The following is a 15,633-nucleotide window of genomic DNA, read 5'->3' as shown; positions in this document are numbered from 1 at the left end:
AAAGTCACGGTGTCCCCGTTGTGAAGGCGACACTGTGCGACCAATGAATTAACTGGGGAGATATAATTATTAAGAACGCTAAGCCGCGCAAAGGTAACCGTAGTCCGATCAATGATGAGATCGAAGCCACAGAATGTCGCCTGATCGACGAAAATGGTGAGCAGGTAGGTATTGTGCCACTGGCCGATGCATTGGCTCGTGCTCAATCGGTCAGTCTTGATCTGGTCCAGATCGCCGATGCAGACCCTATCGTCTGCAAGATCATGGATTACGGTAAAAAGGTTTTCGAAGAGAAGAAAGCCAAAGCCGCTGCGAAGAAGAAGCAGAAACAAACCCAGATTAAAGAAATGAAGTTTCGCCCGAACACCGATGACGGCGACTACAAAATCAAACTACGTAATGTAGTGCGATTTCTTGAAGATGGCGACAAGGCCAAAATCTCCCTGCGTTTTCGCGGTAGAGAAATGGCGCACCAAGATCTCGGTATGAAGCTGATGCAACGTATCGAAGAGGATCTGAAAGAGCAGGCGGTGGTTGAACAGCGTCCGAAGCTGGAAGGTCGTCAAATGATCATGGTGATGGCGCCAATCAAGAAGAAGTAAGACCGAGCAGCTTTGTGCTGCTCATTAATACACCCAGGCAACCGCCAGCCTAATGGACCACAGTCGTGGTTTAGATAAAAGTGTGAAGCGGTGGGTGAAACCTTGTATTTTGGAGTACTAAAATGCCTAAAATGAAATCTGTATCAGGCGCCGCCAAGCGCTTTAAAAGAACTGCGAATGGCTTTAAGCATAAGCAATCTTTTCGTAGTCACATCCTGACCAAGAAGCCTCAGAAGCGTAAGCGTCAACTGCGTAACATGCAGCAGATTGCTCCTTCTGACAAAGCGCTGATCCGTCGGATGCTGCCTTACATCTAAGTCTTCACGAATTTAGTTAACGAAAAGGGTTTATACTATGCCTCGCGTAAAACGTGGCGTCACCGCACGCCAGCGTCACAAAAAAGTTCTTAAGCAAGCCAAAGGTTACTATGGTGCACGTAGTCGTGTTTTCCGTGTAGCGAAACAAGCGGTTATCAAAGCCGGCCAGTACGCATACCGCGACCGTCGTCAGCGTAAGCGTCAGTTCCGTGCTTTGTGGATTGCTCGTATCAATGCAGCATCTCGTCAGAACGGCCTGTCTTACAGCCGTTTCATCAACGGTCTGAAGCGTGCAAACGTGGAAATCGATCGTAAGGTACTGGCTGATATCGCTGTATATGAAGCGGCGGCGTTCACTGCTTTGGCAGAGCGCGCTAAGAAAGCTTTGGCTGCCTGATAAGCAAATAAGTTTACTGGCGTTATGCGCCAGTTGACACAGAAAACCCGAAATAACCTGGTTATGGCTTGGTTGTTTCGGGTTTTTTTATGTCCGGAGTCTCTCTTGTGTATTGGGCTCCGGCGCCAGTGGTGCGTTTGTCGTGGCGAAGACTTTACACTCAGTCTTCACGGTTTACAGCAGAATACCTATATAGCTTTTGATTTTACTGGGTGTGTCGGTAGAATCGCGCGGATATATCGATTTTACCGGCCCGTCACTGCTCCTCGGTGGGCGGCTCAGTACTCGAATTATAATAATCGGCTCGGTGCAGCAGTCAGTGTGCCACTGGCAACCAGAGTCCTACACATTATGGGAGGGTCAATGAGTTCCATTATTGACGTCAGAAATGTATCCAAGTCCTTCGGGCATCTAAAAGTCATTAACGACTGTTCAATCCAGGTGAAAGAAGGTTCTATTACGGGCTTGATTGGCCCTAACGGCGCCGGTAAGTCCACGCTGTTCAACATCATTGCTGGTAACCTGCCAGCCGACGAAGGCAGCATTCATTTTGCCGGAGAAGACATCACCAATACGCCTGCCGATCAGTTATTTCATAAGGGGTTGTTGCGTACCTTTCAAATAGCCCATGAGTTTTCTTCCATGACGTCGCTGGAAAATCTCATGATGGTGCCAGGTAATCAATCGGGTGAAAGCATTATCAATACTTGGTTCAAACCTGGTTTGGTAAGGTCGGAGGAGTTGCAAGTGCGGCAGCGCGCTTTGGACGTTATCGACTTCCTATCGTTAGGCCATGTTAAGAATGAATTAGCGGGTAACTTGTCTGGTGGTCAGAAAAAACTGCTGGAGTTAGGCCGTACCATGATGGCCAATCCACGCGTGGTGTTGCTTGACGAAATCGCTGCCGGCGTAAACCGGACACTGCTGCAGGACCTGATCGCTAACATTCAGCGCCTGAATAAAGAGTTAGGGTATACCTTCTTAGTGATTGAGCACGACATGGACATGATCGCCCGGTTGTGTAATCCGGTCATCGTTTTGGCCCAAGGGGCGGTGATGATCGAAGGTACTATTGAAGAAATTCAGAATAACGCTGAAGTGGTCGAAGCCTATTTCGGCCCTGAAGTCCACTGAGTACAGGAGCAGCATTGAATGGCATTACTTGAAGCGACCAATGTGCACGGTGGCTATGGCGGTATGAACATCCTGAATGGGGTCAACATATCGATAGAGCAGGGCGATATTGGGGTCATTGTGGGGCCAAATGGCGCCGGTAAATCGACCATGTTGAAGGCTATCTTCGGCTTGTTACACGTTAATGAGGGCAGTGTGTCGTTGCGTGATGACGACATCACCAACGCCGATCCGACCTTGCTGGTCAGCAAGGGCATGGCCTTCGTGCCGCAAGAGAAAAATATTTTTCAAAGTTTGACGGTGCAAGAAAATCTGGAAATGGGTGCCTACATTCGTAAGGACAGTTACGCCCATATGCTGGATCAGGTGTATGAATTTTTTCCGCCGTTGAAAGAAAAGCGCAACCAGCCGGCTGGCGAACTGTCTGGCGGTCAGCGCCAAATGGTCGCCATGGGGCGGGCGCTGATGGTAGAGCCTAGCCTATTGTTGCTGGATGAGCCGACAGCAGGTTTGTCGCCTTTGTACATGAACGAAATTTTCGATCGGATCATTACGATCAATAAAGCCGGTGTCGGCATCCTGATGGTGGAGCAGCACGCGAAGCAAGCCTTGCGTATTGCCCACAAAGGCTTTGTATTGGCGGCGGGTCAAAACCGCTTTACTGACACGGGTGAAAACCTGATCAATGATCCAGAGGTCGCTAAGGCCTTTTTGGGCGGTTAATCATTAAGGAGAAGCCGTTTTGAACGAATTAGTATTCTTTATCAACAATGTGCTGATTTCCGGTGCGGTGGCCGGTTCGATCTATGCGATGGGCGCCATCGGTGTCACGCTGGTTTTCAGCATCATGCGTTTTGCACACTTCGCTCATGCCGATATGATGACGCTGGGTGCCTTCGTGGTGTTTATTCTAACCGCGATGTTTCCCGGTGTGGGAGCGGTGGTCGGTTTGCCAACAGCCTTCGTTATGTTGCCGTTAGCAATGGCTGTAACGGCGGTAGCAGCGGTCGGCATCGATAAAACCTTTTATAAGCCACTGCGCGAGCACAATGTGAAACCCATTGTGATCGTCATCGGCTCACTGGGTGTTACATTGATGCTGCAAGGGCTTATCCGTCTGTTTGCAGGCACCAGTTCACGTAGCCTGTATATCGAAGAGACCAAGCGCATTTTCCGTATTGACTTCCCTTTTTCGGACAGTCGGGTCGTGGTAACTGAACCGCAATTGTTGCTGTTTGTTGTGACGGTAGTGGCGGTGGTGTCCTTGCACCTCTTCTTGAACCGTTCGCGTCTGGGTAAGGCCATGCGCGCCATGTCGGATAACCCTGATTTGGCACGTGTTTCGGGTATCAATACCAATACGGTTATTATGGTTACTTGGATAATTGCGGGCTCATTGGCAGCAGCGGCTGGCACCTTGTTGTCGCTGGATGTAACACTGAAGCCAGACTTGAGTTTCTTCCTGCTCTTGCCAATCTTTGCTGCCGCCATAGTCGGTGGTGTAGGTCATCCGTACGGGGCGATTGCCGGAGGCTTTGTGGTCGGCTTTGCTGAAACACTGGCAGTGTTTAACTGGGCGGTGATTCTGCGTCCTTTGCACCGTGCCTTCCCGGATCTGTTTGAGCTGCCTGCGAATCTGTCTTTTGTGGGTACTGAGTACAAGATCGTGGTGCCGTTCTTTATCCTGATTGCCATCTTGGTGTGGCGTCCTACCGGCTTGTTTAAAGGGAAGATCATCTAATGTCTAATATGCCTTTAAATCTCCCAGTGCGTGAGACCACGCTGATCGCCATCGTGACGGTGGCGGTACTCTTTATCTTTATGTCCTTTGGTTCGGCCTACGGTACTCGTATGCTGGTGGAGGCTGCTTGTTATGCCATTATTGCGCTTGGACTGACTATCCAGTGGGGTTACGGCGGGCAGTTCAATGCCGGTGTAATGGGCTTTGTGGCCCTCGGTGGCTTTTGCGCCATGCTGTTCAGCATGCCGACGAATCCGGCGTTTTGGGACTCTGAGCTGCCCGCGCAGCTGGGCGGTGTCTTCTTAAAAGTCCTCTTCGGCATCGCGCTCGTAGTGGCGGCTTCACAGTCCTACCGTTTAGGTTTGTCAAAAAAGTTACGCACGGCGCTGACGATTGTAGTCGCCATCATTGTCTATTTCACCATTAAGGTGAACTTCATGCCGGTCGCGGCGGCTATTGAAGAGCAGGCTGGTTATATAGGTGGCTTGAGCTTACCAGTATGGACGGGCTGGCTAGCGGGTGCCGTGCTGGCAGGCTTTGTTGGCTACTTCATTGGCCACATCTGTCTAGGTCTGCGTAGCGATTACTTGGCCATTGCGACCTTGGGCGTTGCTGAGATCATCAAAGCCGTGCTGAAGAACGAGGACTGGCTGACCCGTGGTACCGCCACAGTGTCGCCACTGCCATGGCCTGTGCCACAACCCATCGATGTCGGTTTTGTGATGGCGCGAGCCCTGTATCTATCGGTAACGGCGGTGATGATTGTGGCGATCTTCTTCTTGCTGCATCGCGCCTATCATGCGCCCTGGGGCCGGATGATCCGTGCCATAAGAGACAATGAAGTGTCGGCGGCTGCCATGGGTAAGAACGTCAACAAGCGCAACCTTGAGATATTTGTTTTAGGGTGTTTCTTGATGGGCTTGGGCGGTGCTGCATTGGGCAGCTTCAACGGTATCTTTGATCCGCAGGGCTATATCCCATTGAATCACACCTTCTTGGTATTGGTGATGGTGATTCTGGGTGGTCCCGGCAACAACCTCGGTACTATCATTGGTACATTGGTGGTTTACATCATCTGGATCATGTCGGAGCCATTGGCGCTTTGGCTGTTGCAGGTGTTTACTTCCATTGGTTCATCAGTGTTTGACTGGGATGCGCCGTCTAATCTCTCCAGTCGGGCTCTGCAGGCACGGGTGTTCTCCATTGGTTTGTTGATTGCATTGGTATTGCGTTACGCCCCGAAGGGTTTGTTGCCGGAGAAGGTACCGCACCATAATTAATCCGCTATCAACCGGCGGGTATTTATATGCGGGTATCCGCAGGGCGGGTGTTTACACCCGCCGATGATAGATATTAGTATGTATGCGGGTGCTTTTTTGTATGAGTACACCCGCCGATGACTTACCTATTTAGATGGAGTTAGGGCAAAGCCCATAAAAAAACCGAATCAGGCAACTGATTCGGTTTTTTTTTGCCCAACGTTATACTCATTGGGATTGTCTCAGGCGGATGACGCTGCGCTCTTCCGCCCTACATTTGCAACTACTTACTCGATGAAGCCCAAGGTTACAAAGGTGCCACCGCGTACAACCATTTCTACTACTACACCAGGAACGTCGCCATTCTCATCAAACTCGTGGCTGCCTGAGGCGCCTTCGTAATTGATGGCGGTGCCAGCAGCGATCAAGCGCTTAGCTTTTTCCCACTCGCCAGGCAGAATGATTTCGCCCGGAGCAGAGCTTACTTCACGCAGTGCAGCAGACAAGCCAGCACGGTCAGCAGAGCCGTTTTTCTCAATGGCCAATGCCAGCAAGAATGCCGCGTCGTAAGACTGAGCTGCGAATACCGCGTTAGGATCTAAGCCAGAAGCAGTCGCCATGCCAGCAAAGATCTCTGCGCCTGGGATGTCCGGAGTGCCAGGACGAGTAGCGATCATGCCTTCAAGAACGCTAGCGCCTACAGCATTAATCAGTGCATCACCAACCATGCCGTCTGCACCAACGTACTGAGTGAAGTTACCACTCTCATGCGCTTGACGCAGGATGGTTTGACCAGAGCCGTCAGCATAAGCCAAAACGACTAAAGTTTGTGCGCCGGTCGAAGCCAGGTTGCCCAGCTCAGAACGGTAGTCTGCACGACCGTCTTCATGCGCCAGGTTAGCTGCGACAGTGCCACCGTTTTGGAATTCACCGGTAAAGGCGTCAGCCAGACCGCGACCGTAGTCGTTGTTCACATAGGTTACCGCTACGGTGTCGATGCCTTTAGACAGCAGCAGGCGAGCCAAAGCAGCACCCTGGAAAGCGTCTGAAGGAACTGTACGGAATACCAGATCGTTGTCATTCAGCGTGGTTACTGCAGGTGCAGTTGACGCGGGTGATACCATGACAACATTGCCTGGGATACCTGCGTTGTTCGCTGCAGCAATCGTAGCACCGGTACACAGTGCGCCTACAATGGCTGTTACGTTTTCAGAGTTAACCAGGCGGTCTGCAGCATTAGAAGCGGCTGACGCGTCAACACAGGTGGTATCTGCAGAAGGCATCACCACGGTGCGACCGTTCAGAATGCCGCCTTGCTCGTTCACTTGGGCGACAGCTAATTGAGCGCCATCAAAGATGGCGGGTGACAAGCTTTCAATAGGACCTGTAAAACCGCCCAAGAAACCGATTTTTACATCGCCTTCATCAGCGCCGGACTGCATCCAAACGCCTACACCAATAGCAGCGACCACCACGACAGCGGCAGCGATTAGTATATTTTTATTCATGCTTTTCTCTCTGTTGTTATTAGAGTTTATGGGACGTTGCTATGTTGGGCAGTTTTTCTAGGAAAAACAAGACTTCAAGCGATTATTCCGCGAATCCTTTCGGTCTTGTCTGGTAGCCCGGCGTGGCACCGCTTAGAATGGCCTGACGTTCATAAAAAAGAGGTCTCTGTGAAGCAACGTCTAAAGGTCGCTTTGGTCAGTCAGCGCACGGCGCAATGGCGCATGCTGTTGGCGCAGCATAAAGACCTGCCTATCCAGCTTATTTTTGATGATGAGGAAAACTTCGCCGAACGAGCGCGGCACTGTTCCGTGTTGTGGGGAGACACCCCCGAAGGGGCGCGCTGGTTGCCAAGATTGCCAAATATTCAGTGGTATCATACGTTCTTCTCGGGTGTCGATGCCTTGTTGCCCTTACGCGCGCAGCTGCCGAAAGACTTACTCGTAACCAATTCAAGGGATATCGCCGGGCCACATATTGCGGAATACGTATTAGGGCAATTATTGAACCTGTCCAGGCAAATTGGACATTACCAGCGGTTGCAGCAGCAGTGTCAGTGGCAATGGATGGATTATCGAACCGTTGAAGAAGATCGGGCTTTGGTGCTGGGCACTGGGGCGATTGGTCAAACAGTGGCGCAGCGTCTGGCGCCTTGGGTGGAGCGGGTTGACGGAGTGAGTCGTTCCGGCCGGGCGGTAGAGGGTTTCGGGTCAGTCCATCAATGGCACAGCATCCATCCAATATTGGACCAGTACCGTATCGTTGTTAACACCTTGCCACATACACCGGAAACCGACGGAGTGCTGGCAGCTTCTTTTTTCGATGCGTTGGCTGCTGATGCCATCTTTATCAATGTGGGGCGTGGTGCAACTGTGCAAGACGAGGCTTTGTTGTCGGCACTGGATGCCGAGCCTGAACGGCGTGCGGTGTTGGATGTATTTCGCGTCGAGCCTTTGCCGCAAGAACACCCCTATTGGCAGCATAAGCAGGTGGTAGTGACGCCGCATGTTGCTGCACAAAGCCAGCCACAATGGGTACTGCCCATTGTGCTCGATAACTTGCGCCGTTATTTGGACGGAGCATCTCTTAGAAACCTTGTCGATCTGGAGTTGGGCTATTGAGTACACTGACACAACGATTGCTGCACGTCATACCGGGGGTCATATACGCCACCCTGATGGCTGTCGGCATTACCATGATGATTGATGGTTTGAGTGGACGTGAATGGCTGTTGTGCCAGATGTCGAACAGCCTTTGTATTGGTGACTTTGGTCCCGCCGGGCTGATTCTGCGGTTGCTTTATAGTGTTGTGGGTTTGGCTCTGGTTATTTTATCAGTCTTTACACTGTATCGGTTCTTGCGCCTTGGTGGCGCCCGTCAGCAGCGTAACGAGGCTGACCGCCTACTGTTACAGCGCGCAATTTTGGAGATTCGTACGCTTTATCGCCAGCAACAGTATGCCCGGGCGCTAATGCTCATTGAATCCTTGCGAAAAAAATATCCGAACAATGCCCAGCTGCGCGAGTTGGAGACCTTACTGACCCGTGAATTGGATGTGCAAGAGATGCAGCAGCGCTGATAGGAAGGGTGCAAATTCCCAGCCTAAAGTGCTATATTACTGCGCCTTTCAGGACGCCGTCTTGAAGCCTAGATAGCCCATTTTCTCACGACTTCTGAGGTATAGCTTGCTGCCCGAGCCCACTGCGACACCTGTTTTGCGTATTGAGCATCTGTCTTGTGAGCGTGATGATCGTGTGCTGTTTACCGACTTGTCGCTGGCGCTGCAGGCTGGACAGGCATTGCGTGTGGTGGGACCCAACGGGGCGGGGAAAACCACGTTGCTGCGTGGTGTTGTCGGTTTGAACCATTATTTGGATGGGCAGGTTTCTTGGGTAAAACGAACCGATGGGCATCAACCGTTTATTTATATCGGCCATAAAACGGGCGTGTCACCTTATTTGACCGTGGCCGAGAATCTGTTTTTCTTGGCTCGACTATCGGGCGTTACGTTGATTGAAACGCAAATCGACGCGGCATTGCAGGCGGTGTCGTTATTAGGCTACGACGATAGTTTGGGCAGTGAGTTATCTGCCGGTCAACAACGCCGGGTTGCGCTAGCACAGCTCTACGTGCCGGATATGCCGGCATGTTGGGTGCTTGATGAACCCTTCGCTGCACTGGACAAAACGGGTGTGGCTGAACTTGAGCAACACATGCAACGGCATTGCGAACGCGGTGGTAGCTTGTTGTTTACCACGCACCACGAACCACAGCATTTACACTTTACTGAAATCCATCTGGTGGGGGAGCGGCGTTGATCTATCTGTTGCGCCGAGAGTTGCTGCTGGCGATGCGTCGCCGCGCCGAGCTGATTAATCCCTTGGTATTTAATGTCATGGTGGTCGCGTTGTTCCCCTTAGCTGTGACGCCAGACATGGCCCGGCTTACGTTGCTGGCACCTGGCATTTTATGGGTTGGGGCCCTGTTAGCCACCTTGTTGTCGCTGGATACTTTGTTCCGTTATGACTATTTAGACGGTGGATTGGAGCAGTTGGCGACCCGCGATACCTCGTTGTCCGCTGCTGTTATGGCGAAAATTATGTGTTACTGGTGCTTCACTGGGTTGCCTTTAACCCTGATGTCGCCGTTGCTCGGAATGATGCTTGGGTTACCGATGGCGGTGATGCCAGTCACCATGCTGACCTTGACCTTGGGTACACTGGCTTTCAGTTGCATTGGATCTATCGGAGCCGCCTTGGTGGTGGGTCTGCGTCGCGGTGGTTTGTTGCTGTCATTATTGATACTGCCTTTGTATATTCCTGTACTGATTTTTGGCACAGGAGCTATTGGTGCAGCAACGGCCGGTTTGGATTATTTAGCGCCCTTGGCAATGACCGGGGCAATTACTTTTTTTGCTTTGGCGCTATCCCCTTGGGTTGCGGCGGGCGCACTCCGTTTATCACTTAACGATTAGAGAGGCCAGAATGTTTGGTTGGCTGAGTTGGCAATGGATCCACCAGTGGAGTTCACCGCAAAAGTTCTATCGCGTCAGTTTGATTTGGGCGCGAATACTGGGTGTTTTGGGGGTTTGTGGTTTGTTGGTTGCTTGGGTGTGGGGGTTGGCTTTCGCACCGGAGGATTACCTGCAGGGTAATAGCTACCGCATTATTTTTGTTCATGTGCCGTCGGCCAGTGCGTCCATGGCAGTGTATTTGAGCATGGCTATTATGGCAGTGGTCAGCTTGGTTTGGCGTATTAAGCTGGCTGATATGGTGGCGCGTCAGTGCATTACCATTGGTATGTCCTTAACGGCATTGGCGCTTGTGTCCGGGGCTATTTGGGGTAAGCCAACCTGGGGAACGTATTGGGTGTGGGACGCGCGATTAACCTCAATGCTGATACAGTTCTTTTTGTTTGTCGGCCTGTGGGCTATTCATAACGCGATAGATGACAAGAAACTCGCGGACAAGGCTGCCGCTATCGTGGTGCTGGTTGGTGTTGTCAATTTACCGATTATCAAGTACTCCGTGGAATGGTGGAATACCCTGCACCAGCCCGCCACCATTCGAATTACGCGTGAGACGACCATGTCGATGGAAATGTTGATTCCTCTGTTGCTGAGTATGGCGGCTACTTACCTATGCGTTGCGACCTTGGTGATCTACCGCACGCGGTTGGAAATTTTGTATAGGGAGCGCAAAACACGCTGGGTACAGGATGAGTTGAACGGGTGGGAGAAGGCATAATATGGGCTACTTTGAAACGTTTACCGATTTCATCCGCATGGGCCGACACGGTGTGTACGTCTGGTCCGTCTACGGCATCGCAATCATTGTCATTGCCAGCCACTTGGTGAGCTTGGCTATGCAGAAGCGACGTGTCCTTAAAGAATTCCGGAAAATGAAAAAACGGGGAGTATTATGAATCCAGCGCGTCGCCAGAAGCTGACGCTGATCCTGATTGCGGTCGGCTTATTCAGTGTTGCGGTTATTTTGTTGTTGTTCGCAAACCGGCATCACGTGAACCTATTCTTTTCTCCTACGGAAATTGCTGAGGGGTTGGCGCCGGTCGATCAGCCCATTCGCGCAGGTGGCATGGTGGTGGTAGACAGTGTACGCCGTGATTCCGATACGCTCGCAGTGAGCTTTCAAGTGACCGATTTCTTGTCCGAAATTACGATGTCTTATGTTGGCATATTGCCTGATTTGTTTCGGGAAGGTCAGGGCGTTGTTGCCATGGGCAGTGTGGATGCCGATGGTATCTTCCGCGCTACCGAGGTGTTGGCGCGCCATGATGAAAACTACATGCCGCCGGAAGTGGCGGCCGCACTTAAGGCTGCTGGTCACCAGCTCCCTACACGTCCTGCAGACTACTAGGAGTATTGGATGACTGCTGAATTTGGCCTACTGGCCCTAATATTTGCGTTCTTTTTGAGCCTTGGACAGGGTGTTCTTCCGTTGGTCGGGTATTATCGTCAACACGCTGGGCTGTTGCGCTTGGCACGACCGATGGCGCTTGGCTGTGCGGCTTTTTTGTTCATCGCTTTTATTATCCTCACGCGTAATTTTTTACAGGATGACTTCACCGTCAGTTACGTGGCAAATCACTCCAATAGCGCACTGCCTGTGTACTATAAAATCAGTGCTGTATGGGGCGGGCATGAAGGGTCCATGTTGCTGTGGGTGATGATTCTCAGCTTTTGGGCGGTGGTGGTTGCGGCCTTTAGCCGCCGTCTGCCATTGGATATGGTTGCCGTGGTGCTCGCGGTCATGGGGTTGGTGCTGACGGCCTTCAATGCCTTCCTGATTTTCACTTCGAACCCGTTTGCTCGCGTACTGCCTTTCCCTCCGTTAGACGGCGCTGACCTCAATCCCTTATTGCAGGATATTGGGCTGATCTTCCATCCACCCTTGCTTTATATGGGTTATGTCGGATTCTCCGTAGCCTTCTCATTTGCCGTTGCTGCGTTGTTGATAGGACGCCTTGACAGTGCGTGGGCCCGTTGGTCGCGGCCTTGGACAACGGTTTCATGGGCGTTTATGACCCTGGGTATTGCGCTCGGCTCTTGGTGGGCTTACTACGAATTGGGCTGGGGCGGTTGGTGGTTCTGGGATCCTGTCGAGAACGCGTCCTTGATACCCTGGCTTACGGGTACAGCACTGATGCATTCGCTGGCGGCTACCGACAAGCGTGGGGTGTATAAGAGCTGGACGGTCCTATTGGCGATCACCACATTCTGTATGACCTTGCTGGGTACTTTCCTGGTGCGTTCTGGGGTGTTGACCTCAGTACACTCCTTTGCCAATGACCCACAGCGCGGTATGTTTATTCTGGGTATTTTTGTGGTGTTCACAGCAGGTGCCTTGCTGTTGTATGCCATTCGACTGCCCACCCTGAAAAGCACTACGCGCTTCGGATGGATGTCGCGTGAGATGTTTTTGCTCGGCAATAACCTGATGCTGACCTTGTTTACTGCGTTGATCATTATTTTGACCTTTGCTCCAGTGGCCAACGATTTGATGGGCTTGCGCAAAATCTCCATCGGGCCGCCGTGGTTCAATGATCTCACCGTCTTACTGGCCCCCTTGTTAATACTGTTAATGGGTATTGGTACATGGGTGCGCTGGAAGAAACATGATGTTAAGCCAGTGGTAACTTGGGCAGGGTACAACATCGCACTTGCTATTGCCTTGGGCGCTTTCTGTAACTGGCTTTATGCCGGCAGTTTGCATTGGCGTGTGGTGCTTGGCCTCGCCTTGGCTTGGTGGTTGGTGCTTGGTTTGGGTAAAGCCCTATACGACAGTACCCGTAACGCCTCATCTTTGTGGTCTGGCCTGCGCAAACTCTCGCGCAGTTATTACGGCATGGTGCTTGGCCATCTCGGGTTGGCGGTATTGGTGGTCGGTGTGACCATGGTGACGCAGTTTGAAATGCAGACAGACGTGCGCATGGGCCCAGGTGATCGCCATACGTTGGGCGACTGGACCTTTGAGTTTACACGCTTCGAAATTGCCGAGGGGCCAAACTACATCACCCAGATGGGGCACTTTGACCTCTACAACGATAACGGGCGAATCGGAAGCCTGGTGGCAGAGAAGCGCTTTTACACAGCGGCCGGCCAGATGATGACCGAAGCGGGTATTCTTGGGCGTTTGCCACGTGATCTTTATGTGTCGATGGCAGAAGAATTAGGTAGCAGTGGCGACTGGGCCGTGCGGCTGCAGGTAAAGCCTTATGTGCGCTGGATCTGGTTGGGTGCGATCATCATGTCAGTGGGTGCAGGCTTGGCGGTCGCGGACAAGCGTTATAGACGAATTAAATTAGGAGCGAGCTAATGCGTTGGGCACTGTTTATTCCCTTTTTCATCGTCTTGATCGCTGGCACGATCTTTGGCTATATCTTGTCCACCAATCAAGACTTCGAAACCTTGCCGTCTACCTTGATTGGACGCTCTTTACCGGCTTTTGAGTTGCAGTCGCTGTATGATGAAAATGAGACGTTGACCAACGCTGATATCATTGGTGAGCCGTTTCTCTTTAATGTGTGGGGCTCTTGGTGCCCCAGTTGCCGCATTGAACATCCGGTATTGAACGACTTGGCCGCAGACGGTGTGCGCATTGTGGGTCTGAACTACCGTGATTCCCGTGATGGTGGGCTGGATTGGCTAGAGCGCCTGAAAAACCCCTATGTTATGAATGTGTTCGACCCGTTGGGCATGTTGGGGTTTGACTTGGGTATTACTGGCGCCCCGGAAACCTTTTTCGTTGATGCGGAAGGTATTGTCAGACATCGTCATGTAGGTGTTATTGACCATCGTGTTTGGGAGTCTTCGTTGGCAGAGGTGTATCGCAACTTATGATGATGTCTCCGCGTTTCGCCACAGTACTTCGTTTGTTGATGTTTGTTGTTGCGACCCTGGTGACGGCCCCACTGCTAGCCGAGGCTGCCACTGAGCGTGCCACCGCACCATCTATTCGTGACTTTTCCGATCCTAGCTATGAAGGTCGCTTCCATACCCTAACTCATGAGCTTCGGTGTCCGCGCTGCCAAAATCAAAGCATTGCTGACTCCGATGCCCCTATCGCTTTGGATATGCGTGAGCGCACGGCGCAGTTGCTGGAGGCGGGTTATAGCGACCAAGAGATTGTGGATTTCATGATTGATCGCTGGGGAGATTTCGTCACTTATCGACCGCGTTTTGGCACCCACATGATCTGGATAATTGCGCTGATCATGGTCACTGTTTTAGGGCTGTTTGGTGCTTTTTGGGGCCTGCGCCGTGCCCATGCCGTGGCAGACGAACAAACAACACCCACTCATCACTCTGAATTGACCGCCGAAGAGCAAGCCAGACTGGCTGAACTGCGGCGTCAGGTAGGCAAAGATTTATGATCATGTTTGCAATGTTATTGGTGCTGACGGCACTGTTGGCTGTCGTGTTGGCTTATCCGGCACTGTACGGATCGTCGCGTGAAATAACTTTGGCGCGTAATGCAGATCGTGTGCAGGCTTATGAGTTGCGGCGTTCTGAGTTAGAAGCAGAGCTGAATGCTGGTGTTATTGACGACGAGCAATTTCAGAGCCTTTCCTTAGAGCTAGATAAGCAGCTGTTGTCCGAGACAGAAGTGGCAACGGAAACCATGAAGGCGCGTGGTCGCTTGAACTGGAAATGGTCATTGGCGGCAACCATATTGGTTGCAGTCAGTGCGGCGGCTTTATATGTGCCTTTGGGAGCGCAGCAAGAAATTGCCCTATACGAAAAAGCTCAGGTGCGTGATCGCAGTGAAGCGGATTTTATGGCCTTTATGGGGGCCTATGAATCATACGTCTTGGGTAAGTCTTCGGCGACCGCTGAGGATTGGTTCATGTTGGCCGATACCTACACGCAAGCGGGTCGCTTTCCTGAGGCGATAGACGCTTACGACCGAGTCGAAGAACGTTATCGAGCGCGTGGCGAGTTTGATCCTGATGACTTGTCGATCATTCTTACCAGTCGCGGGCAGCTGCATTTCTTTCTTGCTGGTCAAATGTGGAACGAAAGTGTTGAGCGTGATTTCCGCGAGGCTATACGCCTTAACCCTGAAAATATTCAGGCACTGGGTACGCTAGGTGTCGCCTATTTTGCCAGCGGCGAATATCAACAGGCCATTGACGTATGGCAGATGTTTGCCGATCTGGTGCCTGAAGGTAGCGGGCGCGAAACGGTGATTGGTGGAATTCGCGCCGCTCAGGAGCGGTTAGGTCAAGAGCCCGATTTCGAAGTAGCTGAGCGTACCCCGCATCGTGTCGATGTGGTATTCACGCCCCTGCCTATAGACGTGAACTTGCAGTCTGTTGTGTTCGTATTGGCGCGCCCCGTTGGTGGTGGTGTACCGATCGCCGTGCAACGTTTCCGGGTAGACCAGATGCCCAGCCGGCTCACCCTGACGGATAATGATCGGATGTCTGATGATGCGCGTCTGTCCGACTACGAAGAGGTTGAGGTAACGGCCTTTGTTTCCCCAGGCGGCAATGCAGACTTGGGGCAGGCTACGCATGAAGCGCCGATGATTCGAGTCGCTACCTTGGGTGATGATACGTCCGTACTACTGAGTTTTACTGCTATAGGTCGTTGATCGACAATGAAGTCGTAAACAAAGGCGGGTCTGCATCTGTGCAGGGCCGCCTTTGGTGTATT

Annotated in this window: 19 protein-coding genes; 18 read left to right on the top strand and 1 reads right to left on the bottom strand. The window is 51.9% G+C overall.

Translation table 11 applies throughout. The annotated features are described in order from the left end of the window. Positions 1–68: 68 nt before the first annotated feature. From infC to NFC81_RS09545, 7 genes are all read left to right on the top strand, one after another. Complete coding sequence (gene infC / locus NFC81_RS09575) at positions 69–602, top strand: translation initiation factor IF-3 (protein WP_304996966.1); 534 nt, start codon at positions 69–71, stop codon at positions 600–602. A 122-nt stretch (positions 603–724) separates the two neighbouring features. Continuing rightward, the gene (gene rpmI, locus NFC81_RS09570) at positions 725–919 is read left to right on the top strand and encodes a 50S ribosomal protein L35 (protein WP_304994263.1); all 195 of its coding nucleotides are present in this window, start codon (positions 725–727) and stop codon (positions 917–919) included. Positions 920–956: 37 nt separating this feature from the next. After that, the gene (gene rplT / locus NFC81_RS09565; protein WP_304994262.1) at positions 957–1,316 is read left to right on the top strand and encodes a 50S ribosomal protein L20; all 360 of its coding nucleotides are present in this window, start codon (positions 957–959) and stop codon (positions 1,314–1,316) included. Between the two features lie 363 nt (positions 1,317–1,679). Next, positions 1,680–2,450 carry an ABC transporter ATP-binding protein gene (locus NFC81_RS09560; protein ID WP_304994261.1) on the top strand — a complete coding sequence of 257 codons (771 nt, stop codon included), beginning with the start codon at positions 1,680–1,682 and terminating at the stop codon, positions 2,448–2,450. A gap of 18 nt (positions 2,451–2,468) precedes the next feature. After that, on the top strand, positions 2,469–3,173 hold the full coding sequence (locus NFC81_RS09555) for an ABC transporter ATP-binding protein (protein ID WP_304994260.1): 705 nt from the start codon (positions 2,469–2,471) through the stop codon (positions 3,171–3,173). A gap of 19 nt (positions 3,174–3,192) precedes the next feature. After that, on the top strand, positions 3,193–4,191 hold the full coding sequence (locus NFC81_RS09550) for a branched-chain amino acid ABC transporter permease (RefSeq protein ID WP_304994259.1): 999 nt from the start codon (positions 3,193–3,195) through the stop codon (positions 4,189–4,191). After that, a complete protein-coding gene (locus NFC81_RS09545) occupies positions 4,191–5,471 on the top strand; it encodes a branched-chain amino acid ABC transporter permease (protein WP_370529857.1) in 1,281 nt (426 codons plus the stop codon). The genes NFC81_RS09550 and NFC81_RS09545 overlap by 1 nt, the downstream gene beginning before the upstream one ends. 266 nt (positions 5,472–5,737) lie before the next feature. Here the strand turns inward: NFC81_RS09545 and NFC81_RS09540 are convergent, their stop codons facing one another. Next, positions 5,738–6,892: an ABC transporter substrate-binding protein gene (locus NFC81_RS09540; protein WP_304996964.1), complete on the bottom strand. Its 1,155-nt coding sequence runs from the start codon at positions 6,890–6,892 to the stop codon at positions 5,738–5,740. Positions 6,893–7,126: 234 nt separating this feature from the next. On the opposite strand from NFC81_RS09540, the gene NFC81_RS09535 reads away from it, so the two are divergent. From NFC81_RS09535 to ccmI, 11 genes are all read left to right on the top strand, one after another. After that, positions 7,127–8,077 carry a D-2-hydroxyacid dehydrogenase gene (locus NFC81_RS09535; protein WP_304994258.1) on the top strand — a complete coding sequence of 317 codons (951 nt, stop codon included), beginning with the start codon at positions 7,127–7,129 and terminating at the stop codon, positions 8,075–8,077. Then, on the top strand, positions 8,074–8,535 hold the full coding sequence (locus NFC81_RS09530; RefSeq protein WP_304994257.1) for a hypothetical protein: 462 nt from the start codon (positions 8,074–8,076) through the stop codon (positions 8,533–8,535). Before NFC81_RS09535 ends, NFC81_RS09530 begins: the two co-directional genes overlap by 4 nt. A gap of 106 nt (positions 8,536–8,641) precedes the next feature. Further along, positions 8,642–9,274, top strand: coding sequence for a cytochrome c biogenesis heme-transporting ATPase CcmA (gene ccmA, locus NFC81_RS09525; protein WP_304994256.1), 633 nt, complete (start codon positions 8,642–8,644; stop codon positions 9,272–9,274). Then, complete coding sequence (gene ccmB, locus NFC81_RS09520) at positions 9,271–9,930, top strand: heme exporter protein CcmB (protein ID WP_304994255.1); 660 nt, start codon at positions 9,271–9,273, stop codon at positions 9,928–9,930. The genes ccmA and ccmB overlap by 4 nt, the downstream gene beginning before the upstream one ends. 10 nt (positions 9,931–9,940) lie before the next feature. Then, the gene (gene ccmC / locus NFC81_RS09515; RefSeq protein WP_304994254.1) at positions 9,941–10,702 is read left to right on the top strand and encodes a heme ABC transporter permease CcmC; all 762 of its coding nucleotides are present in this window, start codon (positions 9,941–9,943) and stop codon (positions 10,700–10,702) included. A 1-nt stretch (position 10,703) separates the two neighbouring features. Continuing rightward, complete coding sequence (gene ccmD / locus NFC81_RS16000) at positions 10,704–10,880, top strand: heme exporter protein CcmD (RefSeq protein ID WP_370529856.1); 177 nt, start codon at positions 10,704–10,706, stop codon at positions 10,878–10,880. Further along, the gene (gene ccmE, locus NFC81_RS09510; protein ID WP_304994253.1) at positions 10,877–11,332 is read left to right on the top strand and encodes a cytochrome c maturation protein CcmE; all 456 of its coding nucleotides are present in this window, start codon (positions 10,877–10,879) and stop codon (positions 11,330–11,332) included. Before ccmD ends, ccmE begins: the two co-directional genes overlap by 4 nt. A gap of 9 nt (positions 11,333–11,341) precedes the next feature. Next, positions 11,342–13,291 carry a heme lyase CcmF/NrfE family subunit gene (locus NFC81_RS09505; protein WP_304994252.1) on the top strand — a complete coding sequence of 650 codons (1,950 nt, stop codon included), beginning with the start codon at positions 11,342–11,344 and terminating at the stop codon, positions 13,289–13,291. After that, positions 13,291–13,815 (top strand): DsbE family thiol:disulfide interchange protein, encoded by a 525-nt coding sequence (locus NFC81_RS09500; protein ID WP_304994251.1) that lies wholly within the window; start codon positions 13,291–13,293, stop codon positions 13,813–13,815. Before NFC81_RS09505 ends, NFC81_RS09500 begins: the two co-directional genes overlap by 1 nt. Continuing rightward, positions 13,812–14,348 carry a cytochrome c-type biogenesis protein gene (locus NFC81_RS09495; protein ID WP_304994250.1) on the top strand — a complete coding sequence of 179 codons (537 nt, stop codon included), beginning with the start codon at positions 13,812–13,814 and terminating at the stop codon, positions 14,346–14,348. Before NFC81_RS09500 ends, NFC81_RS09495 begins: the two co-directional genes overlap by 4 nt. A 2-nt stretch (positions 14,349–14,350) precedes the next feature. After that, positions 14,351–15,571 carry a c-type cytochrome biogenesis protein CcmI gene (gene ccmI, locus NFC81_RS09490; RefSeq protein ID WP_304994249.1) on the top strand — a complete coding sequence of 407 codons (1,221 nt, stop codon included), beginning with the start codon at positions 14,351–14,353 and terminating at the stop codon, positions 15,569–15,571. Positions 15,572–15,633 lie beyond the last annotated feature (62 nt).

This window comes from Salinispirillum sp. LH 10-3-1 (genome assembly GCF_030643825.1).
Classification (GTDB): Bacteria; Pseudomonadota; Gammaproteobacteria; order Pseudomonadales; family Natronospirillaceae; genus Salinispirillum.
This window is presented reverse-complemented; position numbering and strand designations above follow the sequence as displayed.

Bases quoted from the DNA above. Each gene is read 5' to 3' on its own strand.
- rpmI (WP_304994263.1), top strand. From the start codon at position 725: ATGCCTAAAATGAAATCTGTATCAGGCGCCGCCAAGCGCTTTAAAAGA.
- rplT (WP_304994262.1), top strand. From the start codon at position 957: ATGCCTCGCGTAAAACGTGGCGTCACCGCACGCCAGCGTCACAAAAAA.
- NFC81_RS09560 (WP_304994261.1), top strand. From the start codon at position 1,680: ATGAGTTCCATTATTGACGTCAGAAATGTATCCAAGTCCTTCGGGCAT.
- NFC81_RS09555 (WP_304994260.1), top strand. From the start codon at position 2,469: ATGGCATTACTTGAAGCGACCAATGTGCACGGTGGCTATGGCGGTATG.
- NFC81_RS09545 (WP_370529857.1), top strand. From the start codon at position 4,191: ATGTCTAATATGCCTTTAAATCTCCCAGTGCGTGAGACCACGCTGATC.
- NFC81_RS09540 (WP_304996964.1), bottom strand. From the start codon at position 6,892: ATGCAGTCCGGCGCTGATGAAGGCGATGTAAAAATCGGTTTCTTGGGC.
- ccmC (WP_304994254.1), top strand. From the start codon at position 9,941: ATGTTTGGTTGGCTGAGTTGGCAATGGATCCACCAGTGGAGTTCACCG.
- ccmD (WP_370529856.1), top strand. From the start codon at position 10,704: ATGGGCTACTTTGAAACGTTTACCGATTTCATCCGCATGGGCCGACAC.
- ccmE (WP_304994253.1), top strand. From the start codon at position 10,877: ATGAATCCAGCGCGTCGCCAGAAGCTGACGCTGATCCTGATTGCGGTC.
- NFC81_RS09505 (WP_304994252.1), top strand. From the start codon at position 11,342: ATGACTGCTGAATTTGGCCTACTGGCCCTAATATTTGCGTTCTTTTTG.
- NFC81_RS09500 (WP_304994251.1), top strand. From the start codon at position 13,291: ATGCGTTGGGCACTGTTTATTCCCTTTTTCATCGTCTTGATCGCTGGC.
- NFC81_RS09495 (WP_304994250.1), top strand. From the start codon at position 13,812: ATGATGATGTCTCCGCGTTTCGCCACAGTACTTCGTTTGTTGATGTTT.
- ccmI (WP_304994249.1), top strand. From the start codon at position 14,351: ATGTTTGCAATGTTATTGGTGCTGACGGCACTGTTGGCTGTCGTGTTG.